The organism is Mesorhizobium sp. M0145 (genome assembly GCF_040322355.1).
In the GTDB taxonomy this organism is placed as follows: domain Bacteria; phylum Pseudomonadota; class Alphaproteobacteria; order Rhizobiales; family Rhizobiaceae; genus Mesorhizobium.
This window is the reverse complement of the sequence record NZ_JAMYTK010000035.1, coordinates 15274-36607: the sequence shown is the minus strand read 5'-3', so window position 1 is coordinate 36607 and position 21334 is coordinate 15274. Positions and strand designations below refer to the sequence as shown.

Here is a 21334-nt window from a genome sequence, read left to right as displayed (position 1 = left end):
AACCTTCCCTTCAGGAGCGGTTTATCCCTCGCTTTCACCATGCGCCCAGAGTCGGCGATTGACAAGCGAAAATCTTGAAAAATCATTTAGTATCAAATAGTTAGTGTATTTTGTCGATTGTGCGGCTGATGCTTGATCCGCTTCATTGGATTTCTGCACGGATCACGCATCTGGAGATCTTGACGTACTCTGCCAACATACCTAACTCTACGAAGAATTAGGAACATGCTAACTCAGCTAGTTTTAGCCTGGTATGACTGGAGGCCGAGATGTCCGAACTGGAACGCCCGGAACGATTGCAGATCATGCTGACCGCCGATGAACTGGCGGCGTTGGAGAACTGGCGCTTCGACAAGCGCATGCCGAGCCGGTCGGCCGCGGTACGGGAACTTTTGAGGCGAGGCCTCACAGCCGATGGTTTCCTGACGGCGGCGCATGGGACCAAGTCGCGCGACTTCGGCATCCTGCCGCATTCTGCAGATGGCGACGGGGCAGTCGACGGGGTGCCCCAGAAGGAATAGCGTCGTTTCCGCGGCGATCGCCCGCTCTGCGACCGTGCTTCGCGACTCTCTTGCTTCGCGATGAGCTGTGAACGTCTGGTCCGCTGATCGCCGCGAAGTAGAAGAGATCCAAAGCTCTGTCTTGCCAGACGCTCCGCAATCAGGGAGTGCTCGATCGGCATAGTGTGGGCTCGGGAATTTGCCGATGACGCTGGAATTGACGGCCGGCGACCAGTCGATGCTGCATGGCGAGCAAGGCTCGGCAGCGGCTGCCGCCATGAAGATCCTGGTCGCTTTCGCGAAGGCGGTCGGCGCGCGCAAATTGCTGGACATTGCCGGTGCCCATATCGACGGCTGCCTTTATCACGGCCAGGCCAGCCTCGATTTCGTCGAAATGCTGATCGAGGGCGGCGGCCGCGTTCGGGTGCCGACGACGCTGAACGTCGGTTCGTTCGACCTCATCCATCCCGGATTGGTGAAGATGCCGGTGTCGCAAGAAACGCCGGCGCGACGCCTGATGAAGGCGCATCTGGAACTCGGCTGCCAGGCGACCTTCACCTGCGCACCCTATCAGACCCGGTTCCGGCCAAGGTTCGGCGAGCAGATCGCCTGGGGTGAGTCCAACGCCATCGTCTTTGCCAATTCGGTGATCGGGGCGCGGACCAACCGCTATGGCGATTTTATCGATTTGTGCTGCGCAATGACCGGGCGCGCGCCGGCATGGGGGCTGCATCTGAGTGAAAATCGACGAGGCCAGGTCCTGTTCGAGCTGACTGACGCTGCTTTCGAGCCAAGCGACGCTCTGTTTGTCGGCGTCGGGCTGATCATCGGGCAAAGGGCTCGCGACCGCATCCCTGTCATATCGGGCCTGCCGCAGCCGCGCGACGAGGACCAATTGAAGGCGCTGGGGGCGGCGGCGGCAACGACGGGTGCCGTGGCGCTGTTTCATGCCGTCGGCATCACGCCGGAGGCGAAGACGCCGGATGAGGCGTTGCACGGCCTGGCGCCGGAGGAAAAAATCCGGATCTCTCGCGCTGACATCCACCATGCGCTGGCCAGGCTGTCGAGCGTCCCCGACGGCGTGCAGCTTGCAGCCGTGTCGTTAGGCACGCCGCATTTCTCCCATGAAGAGTGGATGCGCCTGTTGCCGCTGCTGCGCGAAGTCGGTCCAGGCAAGGGTGTCCCAATCTATGTCAACACAGGGCGCGCGACGCTGACGCGGCTGCAGGACGAAGGCGCACTGGCCGGCATGGAAGCCTTCGGCCTCGTTCCGGTCACCGACACCTGCACCTATGTCACGTCGATCCTCGAGCGTCTCGATGGCGTGGTGATGACCAATTCGGGCAAATGGGCGCATTACGCACCTGGCAATATCGGTGTCTCGGTGGCCTTCGGTGACATGGAAGACTGCGTCCGCTCGGCTGCGGCCGGCCGCGTCGTGCGAGGCGCGCCATGAAGACGCCGGCCAGAACCGGTACATTCCACCTTTCCGGCTCGGCACAAGGCCCAGCGCTGGTGCTTTCGCAGGCGCTCAGCTTCTGGGGCGGGATCGACGTCGAAACGGGCGACATCATCGACCATTCGCATCCGGACCTGGGCGGCAATATCGCCGGCAAGATCCTGGTGATGCCGAGCGGGCGAGGGTCGTCGTCCTCGTCTTCGGTTCTAGCCGAAGCGATCCGCAGAGGCACGGCGCCGGCCGGCATTATCCTGGAGCGGCCGGACCCGATCCTTGCCGTCGGCGCCATCGTTGCCGAATTCCTCTACGAAATCAGCATGCCGCTGGTTGTCTGCGACATGTCAGGCATTGTCTCCGGCGACCGGATCGCAATCGGTCTGGGCGAAGATGCGCAAGCGATGGTGAGCAAGCTCTAGCCGGCCATCAGTCCCGCCGCGCCCCGCCGCCAGTAGGCTGCCGCCAGTGTTTCGTTGCGGCCGAGCGCCAGCGTGCCGCGCCAGTGTTCGCGCACCGTCGTGGCGGCTGCCGCTTCGGCCGCGAACCAGCCGAATGCCGAACCGGTCGGCCATGCGAGCAACCTTACCCACAGGAGCGAAATGGCATGGTCGGCAGTGATAGCGGGCGCGGGCACATGCGCTGGTTTCGATCGGGCAGCATGACGGTTATGCTGCCGATGGCGTGTCTGTCCTTGCGCCGTCTTGCGGGTTCAAGGCACTGGCCGCCGAGACGGTCGTCGCCGGCGGCGGAGACGAAGGCGCTGTTCGTATTGGGCGGCGCATCTATGATCGGCTTCGGCCCTTCTTTCAGATCTCCGGGATGCTTTCCCTGAAGATCACTTGCAGCCGTGGCTGGTGCAGTTCGTAAGGCAAGCCCCTGACCGCATGGGTCAAGGTGTTGAGCGCTTCGCGGGCTTCGACGCGCGGGTTCTGGTCGATGACCGCGTCGAGCGTGCCGTCGAGCAAGAGCTCCTTGGTGCCCTCCGTTACCTCATGGCCGAGAAAGACCGTTGACAGTGCACGCCCGCGTTCCCTTAGCGCGCGGGCGATGCCGGTGTTGCCGGCGCCGACATTGTAGATGGCGGCTAGGTCCGGGTGCCGGTCCAGCAGGGCGGAGGCCTCCGAATAGGCCTTCTCCCGGTCGTCGAGCATCTCGCGCATCTCGACGATCTGCAGATTGGGCGATTCTTCCGCCAGTATGTGGCGGAAGCCCATCTCGCGCTCCTCGTGGCCGCGGTAGGAGAGCGAACCGGCGAACAGCGCGACCTTGCCCGGACGCCCGGCACCCATGAAGCGGTTGAGAAGGTAGCCGGCGAGCCGGCCGGCGGCGCGGTTGTCGATGCCGATATAGGCAACCCGCGGCACATGCAGGATGTCGGAAGCGATGGTGACGACCCTGACGCCGCTGGCCGAAAGCGAGCGGATCGCCTCGCGGACCGTCGGATGGTCGAGCGCGATCACACCGACGCCTTGCGTCTGCCCGTGCAGTTCCTGCAGCAGACGCGCAAGCCGGTCCGGATTGAAGCCTTCGATGGTAGCGACGCGGACGTCGAGGTCCGGCCGCGCCTGCGCCTGCGCCTCGATCTGGCGGTGCAGCATCTTGATGAAGGAATTGGTGCCGGCGGGCAGGGCGAAATCCAGCCGTATGACCTCGCCAGTAACCGCGTTGCGCTGGTTCGGATTGTTCGAATTTTCAGCGATATAGCCAAGCCGCTGTGCCGTTTCGAGCACGACCTCGCGGGTGCGCGCCCGAACCCCGGCGCGGTTGTTGAGCACACGGTCGACCGTGGCGGCCGAAACGCCGGCCTCCCGGGCTATGTCTGTCAGGGTGGACCGCACTGTCGATCACCTCATTCCAAAACGCGCCAGGGGCGCATCGAGATCACGCATTTCATGGGTCCACCGTCGGAGAGCGGCTTCATCGCCGTCCGCGATTCTGATGGGAAATGATGTAACCGGCCTTGGCCGATGCGCAAGCCGCCGCGCTACACCAAAATGCCCAAGCAGACCAAAGCGGGGAGGTGGGCAGCCGGGCTCCCTCAAATTCAAGCACCGGCTTCAGTATGAGAGCCTTTACAAACGCCATTCTTCCCCTCCCATGAGATGTTATGAGGTGTATTGATTATTTATGATGTTGACAGCCTTCGTATAGTGCCGTCAATATCCATCATAAGGGCCGTGGAGGAACAAGGCCCTGAGGGAGGAGTTCCAATGTCGAATTTGATCCGCGTGTCGCGGCGCCGTTTGCTGGCGTCCGGTGGAAAGGCGGCAGTCCTTGTTGCCGCCGCAGGTATTGCACCGAAATTCATTCGCCCAAGCCGTGCCTATGCGGCCGATGCCCTGGCGCCCGGCATGATCGGTGGCCCGACGGGCTTCGACGGCTCGGAGCGCTACCAGTATGGCGCCGACACGCCCGAGGGCCGCGCCATCGAGGCGGCCAAGGCGATGAAGGGCGCCGGCAAGGCGCCGGCCAAGATCGTACTTGGCCTGTCCGACGGCTCGATCGGCCAGTTGACCCAGCCGTTTCCGGCCGGCGCGCCGTCGATCAAGGATCTCTGGGAGAAGGAAACCGGCATTCCGTTGGAAATCGTCGGTGTGCCAAACGGCCAGGAATTCACCAAGACGATGCAGGACATCTCCACCAAGGGTGGGGCATATGACATCTACGCGGTCGAATGGAACCGCCTTGGCGACCTCGCCGAAACCGGCGGCATCCTCAAGCTCGACGACTTCGTCGCGCAATACAAGCCGGAATGGGACGATCCCGAGCGCGGCTATGTCGACGGCGCCAAGGGCGTCTCGCTGCTCAACCAGTATCGCGGCTCGACCTACGGCGTGTCGCTGGATGGCGACTTCCAGACATGGGTCTACCGTACCGATCTGTTCGGCGACGCAAACGAGAAGAAGGCCTTCTCCGACAAATACGGCTATGAACTGGCGGCGCCGAAGACCTGGAAGCAGCATGACGAGATCGCGGCCTTCTTCCAGCGCCCGGACAAGGGCCTGTTCGGCTCGACCGATCTGCGCAACCAGGGCTGGGGCTACACCAACTGGTATCAGCGTTATGTCTCAATGGCTTCGCCCAATCAGTTCTTGTTCGACGATACCGGCAAGCCGCTGATCAATTCTGAGCAAGGTATCGCGGCGACCAGCGAGTACATCGCTTCGCTTTCGCACCATTCGCCGGACGCGATCTCCTGGGGCTGGCCGGAGCAGTACGGCAATTTCGCCAAGGGCGGCGCGGCCATGACCTGCGCCTTCTCCAATCTGCCGAAATTCCTCGACAATGCCGGCAACAAGGATTCAGCTGTCACCGGCAAGATCGGCTCGATGCTGCCGCCCGGCCGCGAAATCGACGGCAAGCTGGTCAGCCGGTCGGTGCTGTGGCTCAATCTGTCGGCGTCGGTGTCCTCGCAAGCCAAGAATCCGGAGGCCTGCTACCTGTTCCTGCAGTGGCTGGGCTCAAGCCGCATCTACGCCTGGATGACTGCCAATCCGGGCGGCTACTTCGATCCGTTCCGACTATCGGATTTCTCGGATCCGCTGGTTCGCCAGACCTATCACGCCTACCACATGGACGTGGTGCGCGAGACGGTCGCCCGCACCGTGCCCACCATCAACTATCCCGGCGCCACCGCCTTCCACAACGCGCTGGACGAGAACCTCGTCGCCGCGCTGACCAAGGCCAAGACAGCCGAGCAGGCGATGGCCGACACCGAGGCCGAGTGGAAGAAGATTGCCCGCCGCACCGGCGAGGAGAAGCTTCTCGAAGCCATCAAGACCAACAAGGAGGCCTGGCCGACCGTCCTCGATCCAATCGCCTGATCCTTCCAGGATCCTACCAAGAAGGGGAGGAGCGGTCGCTCTTCCCCTCGGCAACGAAGGACCCAGCAAAGCCGCAAGATGAAGCGTTCAGTTCCTTTCGAGATATTCCGCTATGCCGCGATCCTTGCGGCGATGGCGGTGACGCTGGTGCCGATCCTGTGGATGGTGTCGATGGCGTTCAAGCCGATCGCCGAATGGTCGGCGACCGGCGCCGACCTGACCTGGTGGCCGAAGAACCCGACACTCAGCAATTTCCGCTTCGTCTTCGGTGAATCGACCAACAATCTGATCGTCGCGCTCGACCGCACAGCTTTGAAGCCGATCCTGTCGTCGCTGCTGTCGGCCACATTCGGTACGGCAATCGCCATGTCGGCGGGCACCGCGGCGGCCTACGGCCTGTCGCGCTTCGGCTCGGGCCAGAACCTGCCGCTGGCGCTGATCCAGCTTCGCCTGTTTCCGCCGATGGCGGTCATGACCCCGGTGATGATCATGTGGGCCTTCCTCAATTTCACCGACAGCTGGTGGGGGCTGTCGTTGATCTACGGCATCGTCACGCTGCCTTTCGCCTTCTGGCTGATGAAGACCTTCTTCGACGACATGCCGCGCGAGATCGAGGAAGCGGCGCTGGTCGAGGGCTGCTCGCGGTGGCGCGTCTTCACCCGCATCACGCTGCCGATGATGCGCGCGCCGCTGGCCAGTGCTGCGCTGTTCGTCTTCATCCTCAACTGGTCGGACTATCTGATTGCATTGCTTCTGACGACGCGCGAATGGGTGACGGTCCCCGTCTACATGGCCTCGCTGTCCTCATCGATGACCGGACAGCTCTACGGCGCCAAGGCAGCCCTCGGCCTGATAGCGGCAGTGCCGCCTGTCATCATGGGCATCGCCATCCAGCGCCATCTGGTGCGCGGACTGACCTTCGGGGCGCTCAAGCAATGAGCGCGGTGACTGCGACGATTTCGGAGGGCGACATGCAAGCCTCCAAAGCGGCGTCGGTGCTGCCGGACGAGGGCGCAAAGCTCGGCTTCCGGCTGACGCTGCCGGCGCAGATCCTGGTGCTGTTCATCGCCGTCTTCCCGCTCCTGATGCAGCTCTACATCAGCCTGACCGACTGGTCGCCGCTGTCGGGCACCGGCTGGTGGAACGCCTGGTCGATGTGGAACAGTTTCGCCAACTACACCGACCTTGCCGCCGATGCGCGCTTCTGGAGTGCGCTGAAGCGCACGGCCATCGTCATGATCGTCTGCGTGCCGGCGGAGTTCCTGCTCGGCTTGGCGCTCGCGACACTGTTTGCCGACGAGTTCCCCGGCAAGCGGATCTTCTACTCGATCCTCTTGATGCCGATGATGGTGGTGCCGGCGGTAGCCGGCTACATGTTCTTCATGCTGTTTCAGTCAGGCGGCCCGGTCAACGACATCCTGTCGGCGATCTCAGGCTTTCCCGTCACCATCGCCTGGCTGTCGGACCCGACGCTGGCGCTCATCGCCGTCATGGTCGCCGACATCTGGCAGTGGACGCCGCTGATGTTCCTGATCCTGCTTGCCGGCCTGGTCGGCGTGCCCGACGACCAGATCAAGGCGGCGACGCTGCTCGGCGCCAACCCGTGGCAGCGCTTCGTCACCATCGTGCTGCCGAAGATGAAGACGATCATCATCATCGCGCTGGCGATCAGGGTGATCGAGAACTTCAAGATATTCGACACGCTTTACATCATGACCGGCGGCGGTCCCGGCGTCGCTACCGAAACCATCTCCGTCTACATCTACAAGCTCACCACCCAGGACCTGATCTGGGGCTATGTGGCGGCAATCGCGCTGGCCATACTGATCGTGCTGTCCATCGCTGCGGTGTTTGCAATGAAACGCATGGCCCGGGTACGCGAGGTGGCGGCATGAGCACCATCCACCTGCAGAACCTGGTCAAGAAATTCGGCGACTTCACCGCGCTGAAGACGATGGACCTGGCCATTGCCGACGGCGAGTTCATGGCGCTGCTCGGGCCGTCTGGCTGCGGCAAGTCGACGACGATGAATATGATCGCCGGCATGGAAGGGCCGACCAGCGGCAAGATCCTGTTTGGCGAGCGCGACATGGCCGGCGTGCCGATGGGGCGGCGCGGCGTCGGCTTCGTCTTCCAGAACTATGCGATCTTCACTCATATGAGCGTGCGGCAGAACCTCGCCTACGGGCCGAAAATGCGCGGCGCACCAAAGGCCGAGATCGGCCGCCGTGTCGGCGCCATTGCCGAGATGCTGCAACTGACGCCGCTGCTCGACCGCAAGGCGGACAGACTGTCGGTCAACATATTGCAGCGGGTGGCGATCGGCCGTTCGGCGATCATGGAGCCGGCGATCTTCCTGCTCGACGAGCCGCTTTCCAATGTCGACGCCGCCTTCCGGGCAGTGATGCGGACCGAACTGAAGCAGTTGCAGCGGCAGTTCCGGCAGACCATGGTCTACGTCACCCACGATCAGCTTGAAGCAATGACCATGGCCGACCGCATCGCGGTGATGGACCACGGCGTGCTGCAGCAGGTCGGCACGCCGCTCGAGGTCTATAACAATCCGGCCAATGTCTTCGTCGCCCGCTTTATCGGCGCGCCGGGCATGAACCTGCTCAAGGGCAGGCCGGCGGAAAGCGACCGTGGTCTGGTCATCGATCTCGGCCCGCTCGGCGTGACACCGCCGCTGCCGGTCGAGATCGCAGATGCCGTACGCAGGATGCGCGGCGAGGTGTTTTATGGCTTTCGACCGGAGCAGGTGACGCTGGCTGAAGGTGGCCGTGGCCTGTCCATGCCGGTGAGTTTCGTCGAGCGGATCGGTGCGCGCACCATCATCCACCTTGGCGACGGCGAGACTGCGGTGAAGGCGGTGTTCGACAATGATGTCGGGCTGGCGATCGGGCAGACAGCCGTCGTCGCGCCTGCGGCGGAGGCGGTGCGCGTCTTCGACGCCGCCTCCGGTCTTGCATTGAGAGCAGGTTGAGATGGCCGACATCGTTTTCCGTAATGTGACAAAACGCTATGGCGGCACGCTGGCCGTCGACGATGCGTCGTTCGCGGTGAACGACAACGAGTTCTTCTGCTTCTTCGGGCCGCCGCTGTCGGGCAAGTCGACGATACTGCGCCTGGTGCTCGGGCTGGAAACCCCGGACGCGGGCGAGATCCTGATCGGCGGAAAGCCGGTCAACACGGTGTCGCCGGCCGAGCGCAACGTCGCCATGGTGTTCCAGAATTTGGCGCTGTTTCCGCATATGAGCGCGCGCGACAACATCCGCTTTCCGCTGGTCGAACGCCGGGTCGCCGAAGCCGAGATCGAAAAGCGCGTCGCCGATGTCGCGGCCAAGCTGCATATCGGCCATATCCTGCACAAGCCGCCGGCACAGCTTTCCGGAGGTGAGCGGCAGCGCGTGGCGATTGCCCGCGCGCTGGTGCGGGATCCCGCCGCCTATCTGATGGACGACCCGATTTCGGCGCTCGACGCCCGGCTGCGCGAGGAGACGCGGGTCGAGCTCAAGCGCATCCAGCGCGAGCTCGGCAAGACGCTGATCTATGTCACGCACGACCAGGAAGAAGCGATGTCGGTCGCCGACCGAATGGCCATTCTGGAGAACGGCAAGATCAGGCAGATCGGCGCGCCGGCCGAGATCTATGACCGGCCGGCCAGCACCTATGTGGCGCGGCTGCTCGGGTCGCCGATGATGAATATATTGAAGTCGGTGCACGGCGCGGAAGGCGTGGAGGCGGCGGAAGGCACGATCCGCGTCGCGGACAAGGCTGCGCCGGCCGATGCCGTCGAGATCGGGCTCAGGCCGGAAGACATCAAGGTCAGGTCTTGGTCGGGTGGAATGCCGGAGGGGGGCGCGGGCCGCCCGGCGCGAGTGTTCGAGGTCGAGCCGCTCGGCGGCTACACCGTTGTGACGCTCGCCGCCGGAAAGACGCGTCTGCGGGCGCTGTTACGCGGCCAGCCGGACATCAGGCCGGACGCGATGGTAGTGATATCCTGCGAGCCGGGCAGGGTGCATTATTTCGGACAGAGCGGGGGAGCCTTGGCACGATGACGGCGGCTGCAAGGAACGAGCTTCGGGAGGAACATATGGCAAGCCAAGAAATGGTGGGCAACGGCTTCGAGCCGGACGTTAAAGTCCGCACCAGGGAATACAGGATCGGCTGCGTCGGCGCCGGCATGATCATGGCCGAATGTCACCTTGCCGCCTACAAGGAAGCCGGTTTCCCGGTGGTGGCGATTGCCTCGCGGACCAAGGCCAGCGCCGAGAAAGTCGCCAAACGCTGGGATATCCCAACCGTCCACGACACGCCGGAACAGCTCATCGAGGACAAGAACGTCGAGATCATCGACCTTGCCTTTCCGCCGGACAAGCAGCCGGCACTGATCCGTCATGCTCTGAAGCAGGCACATATCAAGGCGATCCTGGCGCAGAAGCCATTGGCGCTGTCCCTTGAAGAGGCCGTCAAACTTCGCGACGAGGCGGCCAAGGCAGGCAAGATCCTCTCGGTCAACCAGAACATGCGTTACGACCAGTCGATGCGCGTCTTGAAGCAGATCATCGACAGCGGCGCGCTCGGCGACATCGTTTTCGCCCAGATCGACATGCATGCGATCCCGCACTGGCAGAGCTTCCTCGAGGACTATGACCGGCTGACGCTCGCCAATATGAGCGTCCACCATCTCGACGTATTGCGCTTCCTGTTCGGCGATCCCTTGGAGATCACCACCCTGACCCGCAAGGATCCGCGCACCCGCTTCGATCATTCGGACGGCATCACCGTGTCGACGATAAAGTTCCCGTCGGGCGTGCTCGCCGTATCGCTTGAGGATGTCTGGTCCGGTCCGCGCCAGGAGGGCTACAAGGACGACCAGCACATCAACTGGCGCGTCGACGGCACCAAGGGCGTCGCCAAGGGCACCATCGGCTGGCCGACAGGTTCTGCCTCGACGCTGACCTATGCCTCGACCGAGACCACCGGTGGTGAATGGGTGACGCCCAGCTGGGACACGATGTGGTTCCCGCATGCCTTCATCGGCGTCATGGAGCAGCTCCAGCACGCGGTCAAGACGGGCGAGCCGCCGGCGCTGTCCGTCGCCGACAACGTCAAGACCATGGCGCTGGTCGAAGCCGGCTACCGCTCCATCGACAAGGGCCGGACCGTCAAGCTTTCCGAAATCTCGATCAACTGAAACACCGGACGACTGAATCACTTACAGGGAGGACTTCACACCATGATGCAGGCAGGTATTTTCACGGGTTATTTCCCGTATGGCCTCAAGGAAACCGCGCAGAAGATCCGTGCGCTCGATTTCAACACCGTGCAGCTCGACCTGCATTTCAGGGATATCGACCTTTCCGCCGGACAGATCACCAAGGACAAGGCCAAGACTGTCCGCGATACGTTCCGCGACCACAATCTGCCGATCTGCTGTGTGTCGGGCTACACCAACATCATCCATCCGGACCTGGGCGAGCGCGAGCGGCGCGTCGGCTATTTGAAGGAGATCATCCGCAACGCACGCCATTTCGGCACCCCTTACGTGATCTCGGAAACCGGTACCTACAACACCGAGTCCGACTGGGTGCATCACCCGAAGAACAAGACCGAGGAAGGTTTTGAGGAATGCCGCAAGGTCATCGCCGACCTTGCCCAGACCGCCTATGACCACGGCGCAGTCTTCCTGCTCGAAACCTATGTCAACAATGTCGTCGGTTCGGTCGAAGAGACGGTGAGGATGTTCGCGCAGATCGACCACCCAGGCCTCGGCCTGCTGATGGACCCGACCAACTATTTCGAAACGCACAACATCGACAGGATGGACCAGATCCTGAACCAGGTGTTCGACACATTGACCGACAAGATCAAGATTGCCCACGCCAAGGACGTCAAGCGTTCCGGCGGCGACAAGTCGGAAAAGCACGCAGACATCGGCGACGAGGACGCGCTGGAGAGCCACACCTTCCGCGGCGTCGGCGAGATCGAGCTGCCGGCGCCCGGCCTCGGTTCGCTGAATTACGACCTCTATCTCAAGCGGCTGGCCGAAAAGCATCCGAACATCCCGGTCATCATCGAGCATCTTTCGGAAGACGACGTGCCCCGTGCCAAGAAATTCCTCGACGGAAAATTCCGCGCCAACGGACTGTGATGGCGCGGTTCGGCTACGAAACAAGGGAGGAAGAGAAATGTTGAAATTCGCGTTGAAAATCGCTGCCGCGGCGACGGTTCTCGCCGGTGTTGCGCTGGGTACGCCGGCGCTGGCGCAGGACGCCCAGAAGACGTTCTACCTGCTGTCGCATGGCGGCCCGTCGGATGCCTTCTGGATCGACTGGAATGCCGGCGCCACCAAGGCCTGCGACCAGCTCAAGGTGACCTGCAAGATCTCGTTCAGCGGCGGCGACATGGCGGCGCAGAAGGAAGCCTTCAACTCGGCACTCGCCGCCAAACCGGACGGCATCGCCACGACCTCGGCGCAGCCCGGCCTGTGGACCGAGGAGGTCAAGGCAGCCAAGGCGGCCGGCATCCCGATCGTGTTCTTCAATACCGACGATCCGGCAACCGGCCGGCAGGCCTATGTCGGCGCCGACCTTAAGGAAGCCGGTGTCATCTGGGCGAAATATCTGGTCGACCACAAGATGGTGAAGCAGGGCGACAAAGTGTTCCTGCCGGTCGAAGTGCCGGGCGCCAGCTACCAGCAGCTCGAGACCGAAGGCATTGCCAGCGTCTTCGATCCGCTCGGCATCAAATATGACGTGGTCGATTGCGGCACCGATCCGGCCGGCATCATCGCCAAGATGACCGACTACATGGTTGCCAACAATCCGCCGGCAATCATCGCGCTCGGCGATTCCGTCGCGGCCAGCGTCAAGCGGGTGTTCGACGGCGCCGGCGTGCCGGCCGGCAAGATTCCGGTCGTCGGCTGGGGCAATTCGAAGGAAACCGCCGAGTCAGTCAAGTCCGGCTTCATCAACGCGGCTGCCTGGCAGTTCCCATCGGCGCAGGGCTTCATGCCGGTGGCGCTGCTCGGTCTCGCCGCCGCGGGCGAACCGATCGGCTACGACATTCACACGTTCAGCCTCTACGACGCCTCGAGCGTCGAACCGATCCTGAAACTCTACAACAAATGATTGAAACTGACGCTCGCCGCGCAGGCGGCGAGCGTCACCCTGGCGTATGGTTCGAACTGTCATGACAATTGCCGCAGAAGAGGAAATGCCGCGTGCCAAACGCAGGTCGAGCCTGATGCGCTCGCCGCAGTTCTCTTCGCTCGTCATCCTGATCGTCCTGCTGGCGGTGTTCGCGATCGCCGACGCGAATTTCCTGTCGCCGCTCAACATCTCCAACATGATGGCGTTCCTGCCCGAGCTCGGCATCATCGCGCTCGGCATGACGCTGCTTCTGACGGCGGGCGAGTTCGACCTTTCGGTCGGTGCCGTGTTCGGGCTGGCGCCGGTCGTCGTCATGCTGCTGGTGCAGAACGGCGGGTTTGATATTGGCGTCGCGCTGTTGGCCGGCCTGCTGCTCTGCATAGCGATCGGTGCGATCAACGGCCTGATCGTCACCAAGATCGGGATCTCGTCCTTCCTGGTGACACTGTCGATGTTGCTCGTCGTGCGTGGGGCAGCGCTTTACATCACCCAAGGCTTTCCGCTGAAATCCTGGAACCAGCCAGGCTTCTTCGTGACGCTGCTGGCCGGCAGCTTCAATATCGGAACGTTCCGTTTCTATACCTCGCTTTGGTGGTTCATCGGCCTGTCGCTACTGGCGATCTATGTGCTGCACTACGCCAAGCTCGGCAACTGGATCAGCGCTATCGGCTCGAACCGTAACGCTGCCGTGGCGCGCGGCGTGCCGGCCGATGCGGTCAAGATCTGGCTGTTCATCCTGACCTCGGTGCTGGCCGGTCTCGCCGGCATGATCAGCGCCTTCCGCATCTCTGCCGCCTCGCCGGTGGCCGGCACCGGCTACGAGCTCGAAGTGATCGCCATGGTGGTGGTCGGCGGCACTGCGCTGACCGGTGGGCGCGGCACCATCCTAGGCACCATCGTCGGCGCGCTGATGCTGCGCAGCATCCGCAACGGCATCGTGCTGATCGGCGTGCCCGGGCTCGCCTATAACATCTTCGTCGGCGTCATCATCCTTGCCATGCTCATCCTGCACGCTTTGCTGCAGAAGAACGCCGCCAGGAGCTGATCATGGAAGTGCTTCGGCTGCAGAATTTGCAAAAATCCTTCGGCAGCGTCCGCGCCCTGAAGAGCGCCTCCTTCACGCTCAACGAGGGCGAAGTGGTGGCCTTGCTCGGCGACAACGGCGCCGGCAAATCGACATTAATCAAGGCGATCTCCGGGGTCTTTCCCGTCGATCGCGGCGACATCTATGTGCGCGGCCAGAAGGTCTCCATCCGCTCGACGCGCGACGCGATGGATCTCGGCATCGAGACCATCCACCAGGACACCTCGCTGGCTCCCGATCTCAGCATCGCGCGCAATCTTTTCCTTGGCCGCGAGCCGGTCAATCTCAAATGGCTTGGCGTGTTCGCGCCGCTCGATCTCGCTCGATTGCGCGATGCTGCGTCGGCTCTATTGAAGCGCGTCGGCATCTCGAAGAAACTCGACGCCGATGCGCTGGTTAGCACGCTGTCAGGCGGCGAGCGTCAGTCGATCGCCATCTCCCGCGCCATGCAGTTCGCCGCCAAGGTCATCATCCTCGACGAGCCGACCAACAATCTCGGCGTCGAGGAAACGCACGGCGTGCTGCGCTTCGTCAAGGAAGTGCGCGACGCCGGCCACTCGGTGCTTTTGATCACCCACAACATCCATCACGTCTTCCAGGTCGCCGACCGCATCATCGTTATGCGCCGCGGCGAGATCGTCGCCGAGCAGACGGTCGCCGGCACCGATCTGCTGACCGTGGAAAGCATCATCACCGGCGCCGACATGTCGGCCCTGCTCAAGGAGACGAGAGCGAAGTGAAGGACGGGAGCAAAGTGAAAGAACTGGCCGTCACATGGTAGAGCTTTACGGCAAGACGCTGTCGCGCCGGCAGGTCTCGGAACGCTCGGGCATGCTGTCGCAGTTCGCCGGCGTGCGGCTGATGACGCTTGGCGACGGCGTCGAGCGCGGCATCCGCATGCTCGAATTCCGCACCGGCTCCGGCCTGCGCTTCACCGCGCTGGTCGACCGGGCGCTCGATATCGCCGATTGCGATTTCAGGGGCCAGGCGATCGGCTGGCACTCGCCGAGCGGTTTTCGCCATCCCGGCCTGCACGAATATGAAGGCGAGGAGGGATTGGCGTGGGCGCGGTCGTTTTCCGGCCTTCTGCTGACCTGCGGCCTCGACCATATATTGTTCATGAACGAAGTACCGGCCGATACCTACAACTACCCGCCGAAGACGATGGTGCGCCATTCGCTGCACGGCCGCATCAGCACCATCCCGGCGCGGCTGACCGGCTATGGCGAGACCTGGGACGGCGACCGCTGCGTGTTGTGGGCCGAAGGCATCGTTCAGCAATCGACTGTATTCGGCGAGGATCTGCACCTGCTGCGGCGGATCGAGGCCGATGTCGGCGGCAACGAGATCCGGCTTTCGGACCGTGTCGTCAATCACGGTTTCAACCGTACGCCGCATATGTATTTCTACCACATCAATATCAGCCATCCGGTGCTCGACGAAGGATCGCGCTACCTGGCGCCGATCCGCGACGTCGTCTGGGCGGGCCATGCCGGCGAGCGCTATGAAGTGCAGAAGGTCGGCTACCGCACGGTGCCGGCGCCGCAACCGGGATTCAAGGAACAGGTCTGGCAGCACGAGCTCGGCGCCGACAGCGCCGGCGAAGTGCCGGTCGCGGTGGTCAACGACAGGCTCGGCCTCGGCTTGCAGGTGGTCACGCGCAAGGACCAGTTGCCTTGCGCCTATCAATGGCAGAATTTCCAGGCCGGGCAGTACGCGCTTGGCATCGAGCCCTCGACGCATCATGTGCTGGGAAATCTGGCCGCGCGCGAACGCGGCGAGATGATCTGGCTGGAGCACGGCGAGAGCCGCTCCTACGATGCCGTGTTCCGGGTTCTCGACGGCGCCGGCGAGATCGCCGATGCGGAGAGCCGGATCGCGGCAATCGCCAGGCAGCCGCGAGAGGACTACCCGCAGCCGTCGGGCCGTTTTCCTGTTCTTGGAGGCAGGTCGTGATAATGGCGAACAAGATACGGGACACCAGTTGGGAGGCTGGCTCCGGCCGGAGCGGGGAGGGCTCGCGGCAGATCGGGAATCGGAGGTCACAATGGCTGGCACGGTAAAGCGCGATTACAGCCTGGTCGGCGAAAGCACGCGCAGGGCGATCGAGACGGGACTGGCCTCGGCGGAGTGGTACCACACGGATGTCCCTCGCAAGGCGATCAAGGAGCTGATGCAGCGCTCAGACGGCCCGGCGATCCGCGACACGATCATCTGGATCGTCGCCATCCTCGGCTCCGCCGCCGGCGCCATCTATTTCTGGGGCACCTGGTGGTGCGTGCCGTTCTTCTTCGTCTACGGCGTGCTCTACGGCTCCTCCAGCGACTCGCGCTGGCACGAATGCGGCCATGGCACTGCCTTCCGCACGCGCTGGATGAACGATGTCGTCTACCAGATCGCCAGCTTCATGCTGATGCGCAACCCGGTGACTTGGCGCTGGAGCCATGCCCGGCACCATACAGACACGATCATCGTCGGCCGCGACGCCGAGATCGCCGTGATGCGCCCGCCGGACCTTTTGCGTGCGGCGCTGGCTTTCACCGGCATCCTTGATTTTCGCTATTCGCTTCCGGCGCTGGTACGCCAGGCGCTCGGCAAGCTGACGCCCGACGAGAAAAGCTACGTTCCCGAGATGGAACAGCACAAGGCCGTCATCGCGGCGCGCTGGCATATTGCCATCTACATCGCCACGATAGCACTCGCCCTCTACATGCAGTCGTGGGTGCCGGTGGTGCTCATCGGCGTGCCGCGCCTCTACGGCACCTGGCACATGGTGATGACCGGCCTGCTGCAACACATCGGTCTGGCCGACAACGTCGTCGACCACCGGCTCAACACCCGTACCGTGTACATGAACCCGATCAGCCGGTTCATCTACTGGAACATGAACTACCACGTCGAGCACCACATGTTTCCGATGGTGCCCTATCACGCGCTGCCCAAGCTGCATGAATTGATCAAGCACGATCTGCCGGAGCCGAACCCGTCGATATGGCATGCCTATCGCGAGGTCTGGCCTGTCCTGCTCAGGCAGCTCAAATACGAGGATCATTTCCTCAAGCGCGAACTGCCGCCAACGGCCAGGCCCTATCGTGGCGAGTTCCACGAAGTGAACATGTCGGCGGCGGCTGAATAGGCACCGCACCGGCGCCATGCAGAAAATTTCAGGAGAGATATAGAATGGCCGATTGGGTCGAAGCGTGCGCCGTGGACGATGTCGAAGAGGAAGATGTCATCCGCTTCGACCATGGCGGCCGCACCTTCGCGATTTACCGTTCGCCGGACGATGAATTCTTCGCCACCGACGGGTTTTGTACGCATGAGAAGGCGCATCTGGCCGACGGGCTTGTCATGGACGACATCATCGAATGCCCCAAGCACAATGGCCGCTTCAATTATAAGACCGGCCAGGCGAAGGGCGCTCCCGTTTGCGTCAATCTCGCGACCTATCCAGTCAAGGTCGAAGCTGGCAAGGTGATGATCCAGATCGCCTGACCGGCCTTCTGTCACGTAGCAAAGGGGACCAAAATCCATGAGCCGGAAAAGACCGACCGTCGCAGACCTGCGGGCCATGAAGGGCAAGCGGCAGTTGACCATGCTGCGCGTGCTGACGATGGACGAGGCCGAGGCCGCCGAACGCGCCGGCGTCGATATCGTCTCGGTGCCGCCGGAGCTGGTGCTCAATCCGCAATACCGCGATGCGGCACCCAGCCTGTTCACCATGCCGGGCGAGAATTTCTTCGAGATCGGCACCGCCGACGATTTCGTCCGCTGGGCGTTCCGGCTCTACAAGGCCAGCGCCGATGCGGTCTACTGCAGCGCCGGGTACGCCACCATCAAGCGGATGGCCGACGATGCCATTCCGGTAATCGGCCATGTCGGCCTCATCCCGTCACGCGCCACCTGGACCGGCGGCTTCAAGGCCGTCGGCAAGACCGCCGACACCGCCATGCAGGTGTTCGAAGCGGTGAAGCAACTGGAGGCCGCCGGCGCGATCGGCGCCGAGATCGAAGTGGTGCCGGTCGAGGTGGCCAAGGCGATTTCGGAACGCACGTCGCTGATCATGCTGTCGATGGGAGCGGGCACCGGCTGTGACGCGCAGTATCTGTTCGCCGACGACATCCTCGGCCAGAACCGCGGCCACATGCCTCGGCATTCCAAGGTCTATCGCAATTTCGCCGCCGAATACGATCGCCTGCAGGCCGAACGCATCGCCGCCTTTTCCGAATATGTCGCCGATGTGAACAGCCTGGCCTATCCCGAAGACAGGCACGTCGTGCACATGGACCCGGACCAGCTCAGCCTGTTCCTGGAGAAGATCGAAGCCGCATAAGACGCCCCGGCAGCGGCACGAAGCGTCATCGCGGATCGTAAAAGGCCGGTTCGCGGCAGGGCCAAGTCATCGCATAACCGGCTGCGATGCCACACGAAAGTTTGTTGGACTAGGTCTGGACGGCACCGGCCAGATGCTGTTGAAACCGGTGCGTCATCGGTTTGCCGGACAATTGGGCGGTTGCCGATGGAGCGGGAGAAGATTCCCCTTCGGACAGTTCTGCGCATGACCGCCATTCCCGAAAACAAAGCCTTGCCCGAAACCGCGCCGGCGGCGCGGCAAGCCCGGCGGGTGGCGCTGATCGTCGCCGTCGCCTTCTTCATGCAGCTTCTGGATTCGACCATCATCTCGACCTCGCTGCCGCAGATGGGAGAATCCTTCGGCGTGCCGGCGGTGGCGATGAGCATCGGCATCACCGTCTATATGCTGACCATGGCGGTGTTCGTGCCGCTGTCCGGCTGGCTTGCCGACCGTTTTGGCGCGCGCAACATCTTCCTCGTGGCGATCGCCCTGTTCACGCTGGCCTCGCTCGTTTGCGGCATCTCACAGAACCTGGCCGAGTTCGTCGTCGCACGCGCGGTTCAGGGCCTGGGCAGCGCGCTGATGACGCCGGTCGGCCGCATCCTGGTGCTGCGCAACGCGCCGAAATCCGAGCTTCTCAACGCCACGGCGCTGATCACCTGGCCGGCGCTGTTTGCGCCGGTGGTCGGGCCGGTGCTTGGCGGCTTCATCACCACTTATCTCTCCTGGCACTGGAATTTCTTCATCAACATTCCGCTTGGGGTTGCCGGTTTGGCGCTGGTTGCCCGCTTCATTCCTGGGGACCGCGAAGCTGGGGCCAAGCCGCTCGACTGGCCGGGCTTCCTGCTGACCTCGGTGGGGCTCGCCGCGATGCTCTATGGCCTCGAGCGCATCGCGCATCCGCAGGAGGGTGTGTTGCCGACCGTGGCACTGCTCGGCACGGGCATTTTGGTCGGCTGGCTGGCGGTGCGGCATCTGCGACGCGCCAACCATCCGCTGCTCGATCTCACAGCTTTCAAGGTGCAGACCTTCGCCATCTCGACGCTGTCGGCCGGCACGATCTTCCGGATCGCCATCAACGCCACGCCATTCCTGCTGCCGCTTTTGTTCCAGGTCGGCTTCGGCCTGAGCCCGGTCGATGCGGGCATGATGATCCTGACCTATTTCCTCGGCAATCTCGGCATGAAGGCGGTGACGACGCCGACGCTGAGGCGCTTCGGCTTCCGTTCGGTGCTGATCGTCAACGGGGTGATCGCTTCCTTGTCGATCATGGCCTGCGCGGCGCTTTCGCCGCAGACGCCGCAAGCGTTGGTGGTGGTGCTGATGCTGATCGCCGGCCTTTCGCGCTCGATGCAGTTCACCGCGCTCAACACGCTGGCCTTCGCCGATGTGGCCTCACAGCAGCGCAGCTCGGCGGCGACATTGTCCAGCATGCTGCAGCAGGTGGCGATGCTGTTCGGCGTGGCGGTGGCGGCGGCGCTGCTCAACCTGTCACAGATCGCCAGGGGCGCGGCAGCGCTCGATCTCGTCGACTTCCGCCTTGCCTTCCTGGTGATCGGCGCAATCGGTCTCGTCGCCTCGTTCCGCTTTCTCGCATTGTCGAACGCTGCCGGCGCCGAGGTCTCGGGCCATGTTTCGCGGATTTGACGCGGGAATCCAGCGGCGATCGCGGACATAAATTCTGCCTGCTTCGCTCGTTGTGGAACAAACTTTTGCGAGCGCTCCGATCGGCACGGTTAATTGCAAAAGTGCTTGAGTTCCTGGCATTGCGCCAGCCTCGCCAATCGGCGCGTCCAACCGCAGAATTTCCTCGCAAGCCGGCCTGCAATGCGCGGATTCATTTGACGAATTGGTCTTGAGCCGATTAGCTTTCGTTCCGATGGCCGCAGAGGGAGCAGGGCGTAGCCATCGCGGGTGAAAGCGGGCAATGAACGCGACCGGCTGGCTAAACTGGAGAAGCCTGAACCAGGAGGGCATTGTCTTTGCCATCGCGGTTGTGCTGTTCATTGCCGCCGCCATCGGACTGCCCGGGTTTATCAACTCGAACAATCTCGTTGCCATCGTACGCTCGGTCTCGGTGCTGGGCATATTGGCGCTTGGCATGGCGGTCGTCATTATCGGCAGGGGCATCGACCTGTCGGCGGTGGCGATCATGGCGATGTCGGTCGCGTGGTATCTGCAACTGCTGAATTCGGGAACATCCGACGGGCTGGCCTTCGCCTATGTGCTCGCTGGCGTTCTCGCCATCGGGCTGTTGAACGGAATCCTGGTCGCCTACGCCGAGGTTCCGGCGATCTTCGTGACGCTGGCGACCGCATCCTTCGTCTTCGGCTATGTGCGTTCACAACTGATCACGCAGGACGCCGTGCCGGTGCCGCCCGGCCATTGGGTCGAGCTTCTGGGCGGGCTGCGTTTCCTCGACATCCCGGTCGAGGTGTTTGTCTTCGCCGGGCTGGCTTTCGCCTTCTTCCTGTTCCTGCGCTACACCAAATGGGGCCGCTACGTCTATTTCGCCGGTGACAACCCGGTCGCCGCGCGCAACATCGGCATTCCAGTGCGCCCGATGCTGGTGCTGCGCTACGTGCTGTCGGCCCTGGTCTCGCTGGTGGCCGGCCTGCTCACCGCCGCCAGCCTGCATTCGATCAACACCCGCATCGTCAATTCCACGCTGCTCTACGACATCGTGCTGGTGGCGGTGATCGGCGGCATCGGTCTGTCTGGCGGGCGGGGCGGGGTGCGCAACGTGCTGGTGGGTGCCGCGCTGATTGGCATCCTGCTCAACGCCATGACCATCATCGATATTCCGCTGCTCTATCAGAACCTGATCAAGGCCGCGATCCTTCTGGCGGCAATCATCGTCGACGGGTTCATCAATCCGCGCGACGAGCAGACCGCGCAGCAAGGCGACATTTAGACTGACGCGAACGGTTGGGGCCGGCCGCGAACGACATACCAAACCAGA

21 protein-coding genes are annotated in these 21334 nt (G+C 63.0%); 19 read left to right on the top strand and 2 right to left on the bottom strand.

Annotated features, from left to right (window positions below):
- Positions 1-269 precede the first annotated feature (269 nt).
- The 3 genes from NKJ28_RS30075 to NKJ28_RS30065 all read left to right on the top strand — a co-directional run bounded on the left by NKJ28_RS30075 (position 270) and on the right by NKJ28_RS30065 (position 2375).
- Positions 270-521, top strand: a complete 252-nt coding sequence (locus NKJ28_RS30075) for a hypothetical protein (protein WP_023675770.1) — start codon at positions 270-272, stop codon at positions 519-521.
- A gap of 184 nt (positions 522-705) precedes the next feature.
- Positions 706-1956, top strand: a complete 1251-nt coding sequence (locus NKJ28_RS30070; RefSeq protein ID WP_352571255.1) for an aconitase X — start codon at positions 706-708, stop codon at positions 1954-1956.
- Positions 1953-2375: an aconitase X swivel domain-containing protein gene (locus NKJ28_RS30065; RefSeq protein ID WP_023675772.1), complete on the top strand. Its 423-nt coding sequence runs from the start codon at positions 1953-1955 to the stop codon at positions 2373-2375. The genes NKJ28_RS30070 and NKJ28_RS30065 overlap by 4 nt, the downstream gene beginning before the upstream one ends.
- Here the strand turns inward: NKJ28_RS30065 and NKJ28_RS30060 are convergent.
- Both NKJ28_RS30060 and NKJ28_RS30055 read right to left on the bottom strand, forming a co-directional pair.
- Positions 2372-2590, bottom strand: a complete 219-nt coding sequence (locus NKJ28_RS30060; protein ID WP_352458312.1) for an SIP domain-containing protein — start codon at positions 2588-2590, stop codon at positions 2372-2374. The genes NKJ28_RS30065 and NKJ28_RS30060 overlap by 4 nt on opposite strands.
- Before the next feature lie 172 nt (positions 2591-2762).
- Complete coding sequence (locus NKJ28_RS30055; protein WP_352571254.1) at positions 2763-3794, bottom strand: LacI family DNA-binding transcriptional regulator; 1032 nt, start codon at positions 3792-3794, stop codon at positions 2763-2765.
- Positions 3795-4166: 372 nt separating this feature from the next.
- Between NKJ28_RS30055 and NKJ28_RS30050 the strand changes: the two genes are divergently transcribed.
- The 16 genes from NKJ28_RS30050 (at position 4167) to NKJ28_RS29975 (ending at position 21286) form a co-directional block, all read left to right on the top strand.
- Positions 4167-5780 (top strand): extracellular solute-binding protein, encoded by a 1614-nt coding sequence (locus NKJ28_RS30050; RefSeq protein WP_352458310.1) that lies wholly within the window; start codon positions 4167-4169, stop codon positions 5778-5780.
- 78 nt (positions 5781-5858) lie between these two features.
- Positions 5859-6719 (top strand): carbohydrate ABC transporter permease, encoded by an 861-nt coding sequence (locus tag NKJ28_RS30045; RefSeq protein ID WP_254820511.1) that lies wholly within the window; start codon positions 5859-5861, stop codon positions 6717-6719.
- On the top strand, positions 6716-7675 hold the full coding sequence (locus NKJ28_RS30040) for a carbohydrate ABC transporter permease (protein WP_352458309.1): 960 nt from the start codon (positions 6716-6718) through the stop codon (positions 7673-7675). Before NKJ28_RS30045 ends, NKJ28_RS30040 begins: the two co-directional genes overlap by 4 nt.
- Complete coding sequence (locus NKJ28_RS30035) at positions 7672-8763, top strand: ABC transporter ATP-binding protein (protein WP_352638179.1); 1092 nt, start codon at positions 7672-7674, stop codon at positions 8761-8763. The genes NKJ28_RS30040 and NKJ28_RS30035 overlap by 4 nt, the downstream gene beginning before the upstream one ends.
- 1 nt (position 8764) lies before the next feature.
- Positions 8765-9838, top strand: coding sequence for an ABC transporter ATP-binding protein (locus NKJ28_RS30030; RefSeq protein ID WP_352458307.1), 1074 nt, complete (start codon positions 8765-8767; stop codon positions 9836-9838).
- Between the two features lie 50 nt (positions 9839-9888).
- On the top strand, positions 9889-10977 hold the full coding sequence (locus NKJ28_RS30025; RefSeq protein WP_023675779.1) for a Gfo/Idh/MocA family protein: 1089 nt from the start codon (positions 9889-9891) through the stop codon (positions 10975-10977).
- A 42-nt stretch (positions 10978-11019) separates the two neighbouring features.
- On the top strand, positions 11020-11934 hold the full coding sequence (locus NKJ28_RS30020) for a sugar phosphate isomerase/epimerase family protein (RefSeq protein ID WP_023675780.1): 915 nt from the start codon (positions 11020-11022) through the stop codon (positions 11932-11934).
- A 37-nt stretch (positions 11935-11971) separates the two neighbouring features.
- Entirely contained in the window at positions 11972-12913 is a 942-nt protein-coding gene (locus NKJ28_RS30015; protein ID WP_023675781.1) for a sugar ABC transporter substrate-binding protein, read from the top strand.
- Between the two features lie 61 nt (positions 12914-12974).
- A complete protein-coding gene (locus NKJ28_RS30010) occupies positions 12975-13979 on the top strand; it encodes an ABC transporter permease (protein ID WP_245274659.1) in 1005 nt (334 codons plus the stop codon).
- Positions 13976-14758 (top strand): ATP-binding cassette domain-containing protein, encoded by a 783-nt coding sequence (locus NKJ28_RS30005; RefSeq protein WP_023675783.1) that lies wholly within the window; start codon positions 13976-13978, stop codon positions 14756-14758. The genes NKJ28_RS30010 and NKJ28_RS30005 overlap by 4 nt, the downstream gene beginning before the upstream one ends.
- A gap of 34 nt (positions 14759-14792) precedes the next feature.
- Positions 14793-15974: an aldose 1-epimerase family protein gene (locus NKJ28_RS30000; protein ID WP_023675784.1), complete on the top strand. Its 1182-nt coding sequence runs from the start codon at positions 14793-14795 to the stop codon at positions 15972-15974.
- 91 nt (positions 15975-16065) lie between these two features.
- A complete protein-coding gene (locus NKJ28_RS29995) occupies positions 16066-17154 on the top strand; it encodes a fatty acid desaturase family protein (RefSeq protein WP_023675785.1) in 1089 nt (362 codons plus the stop codon).
- Between the two features lie 44 nt (positions 17155-17198).
- Positions 17199-17513, top strand: a complete 315-nt coding sequence (locus NKJ28_RS29990) for a MocE family 2Fe-2S type ferredoxin (protein ID WP_023675786.1) — start codon at positions 17199-17201, stop codon at positions 17511-17513.
- A 37-nt stretch (positions 17514-17550) separates the two neighbouring features.
- Positions 17551-18351 carry a 3-methyl-2-oxobutanoate hydroxymethyltransferase gene (locus NKJ28_RS29985; RefSeq protein ID WP_023675787.1) on the top strand — a complete coding sequence of 267 codons (801 nt, stop codon included), beginning with the start codon at positions 17551-17553 and terminating at the stop codon, positions 18349-18351.
- Positions 18352-18576: 225 nt separating this feature from the next.
- On the top strand, positions 18577-20019 hold the full coding sequence (locus NKJ28_RS29980) for a DHA2 family efflux MFS transporter permease subunit (RefSeq protein WP_023675788.1): 1443 nt from the start codon (positions 18577-18579) through the stop codon (positions 20017-20019).
- A 280-nt stretch (positions 20020-20299) separates the two neighbouring features.
- Positions 20300-21286, top strand: coding sequence for an ABC transporter permease (locus NKJ28_RS29975; protein WP_023675789.1), 987 nt, complete (start codon positions 20300-20302; stop codon positions 21284-21286).
- The last annotated feature ends 48 nt before the right edge of the window (positions 21287-21334 follow it).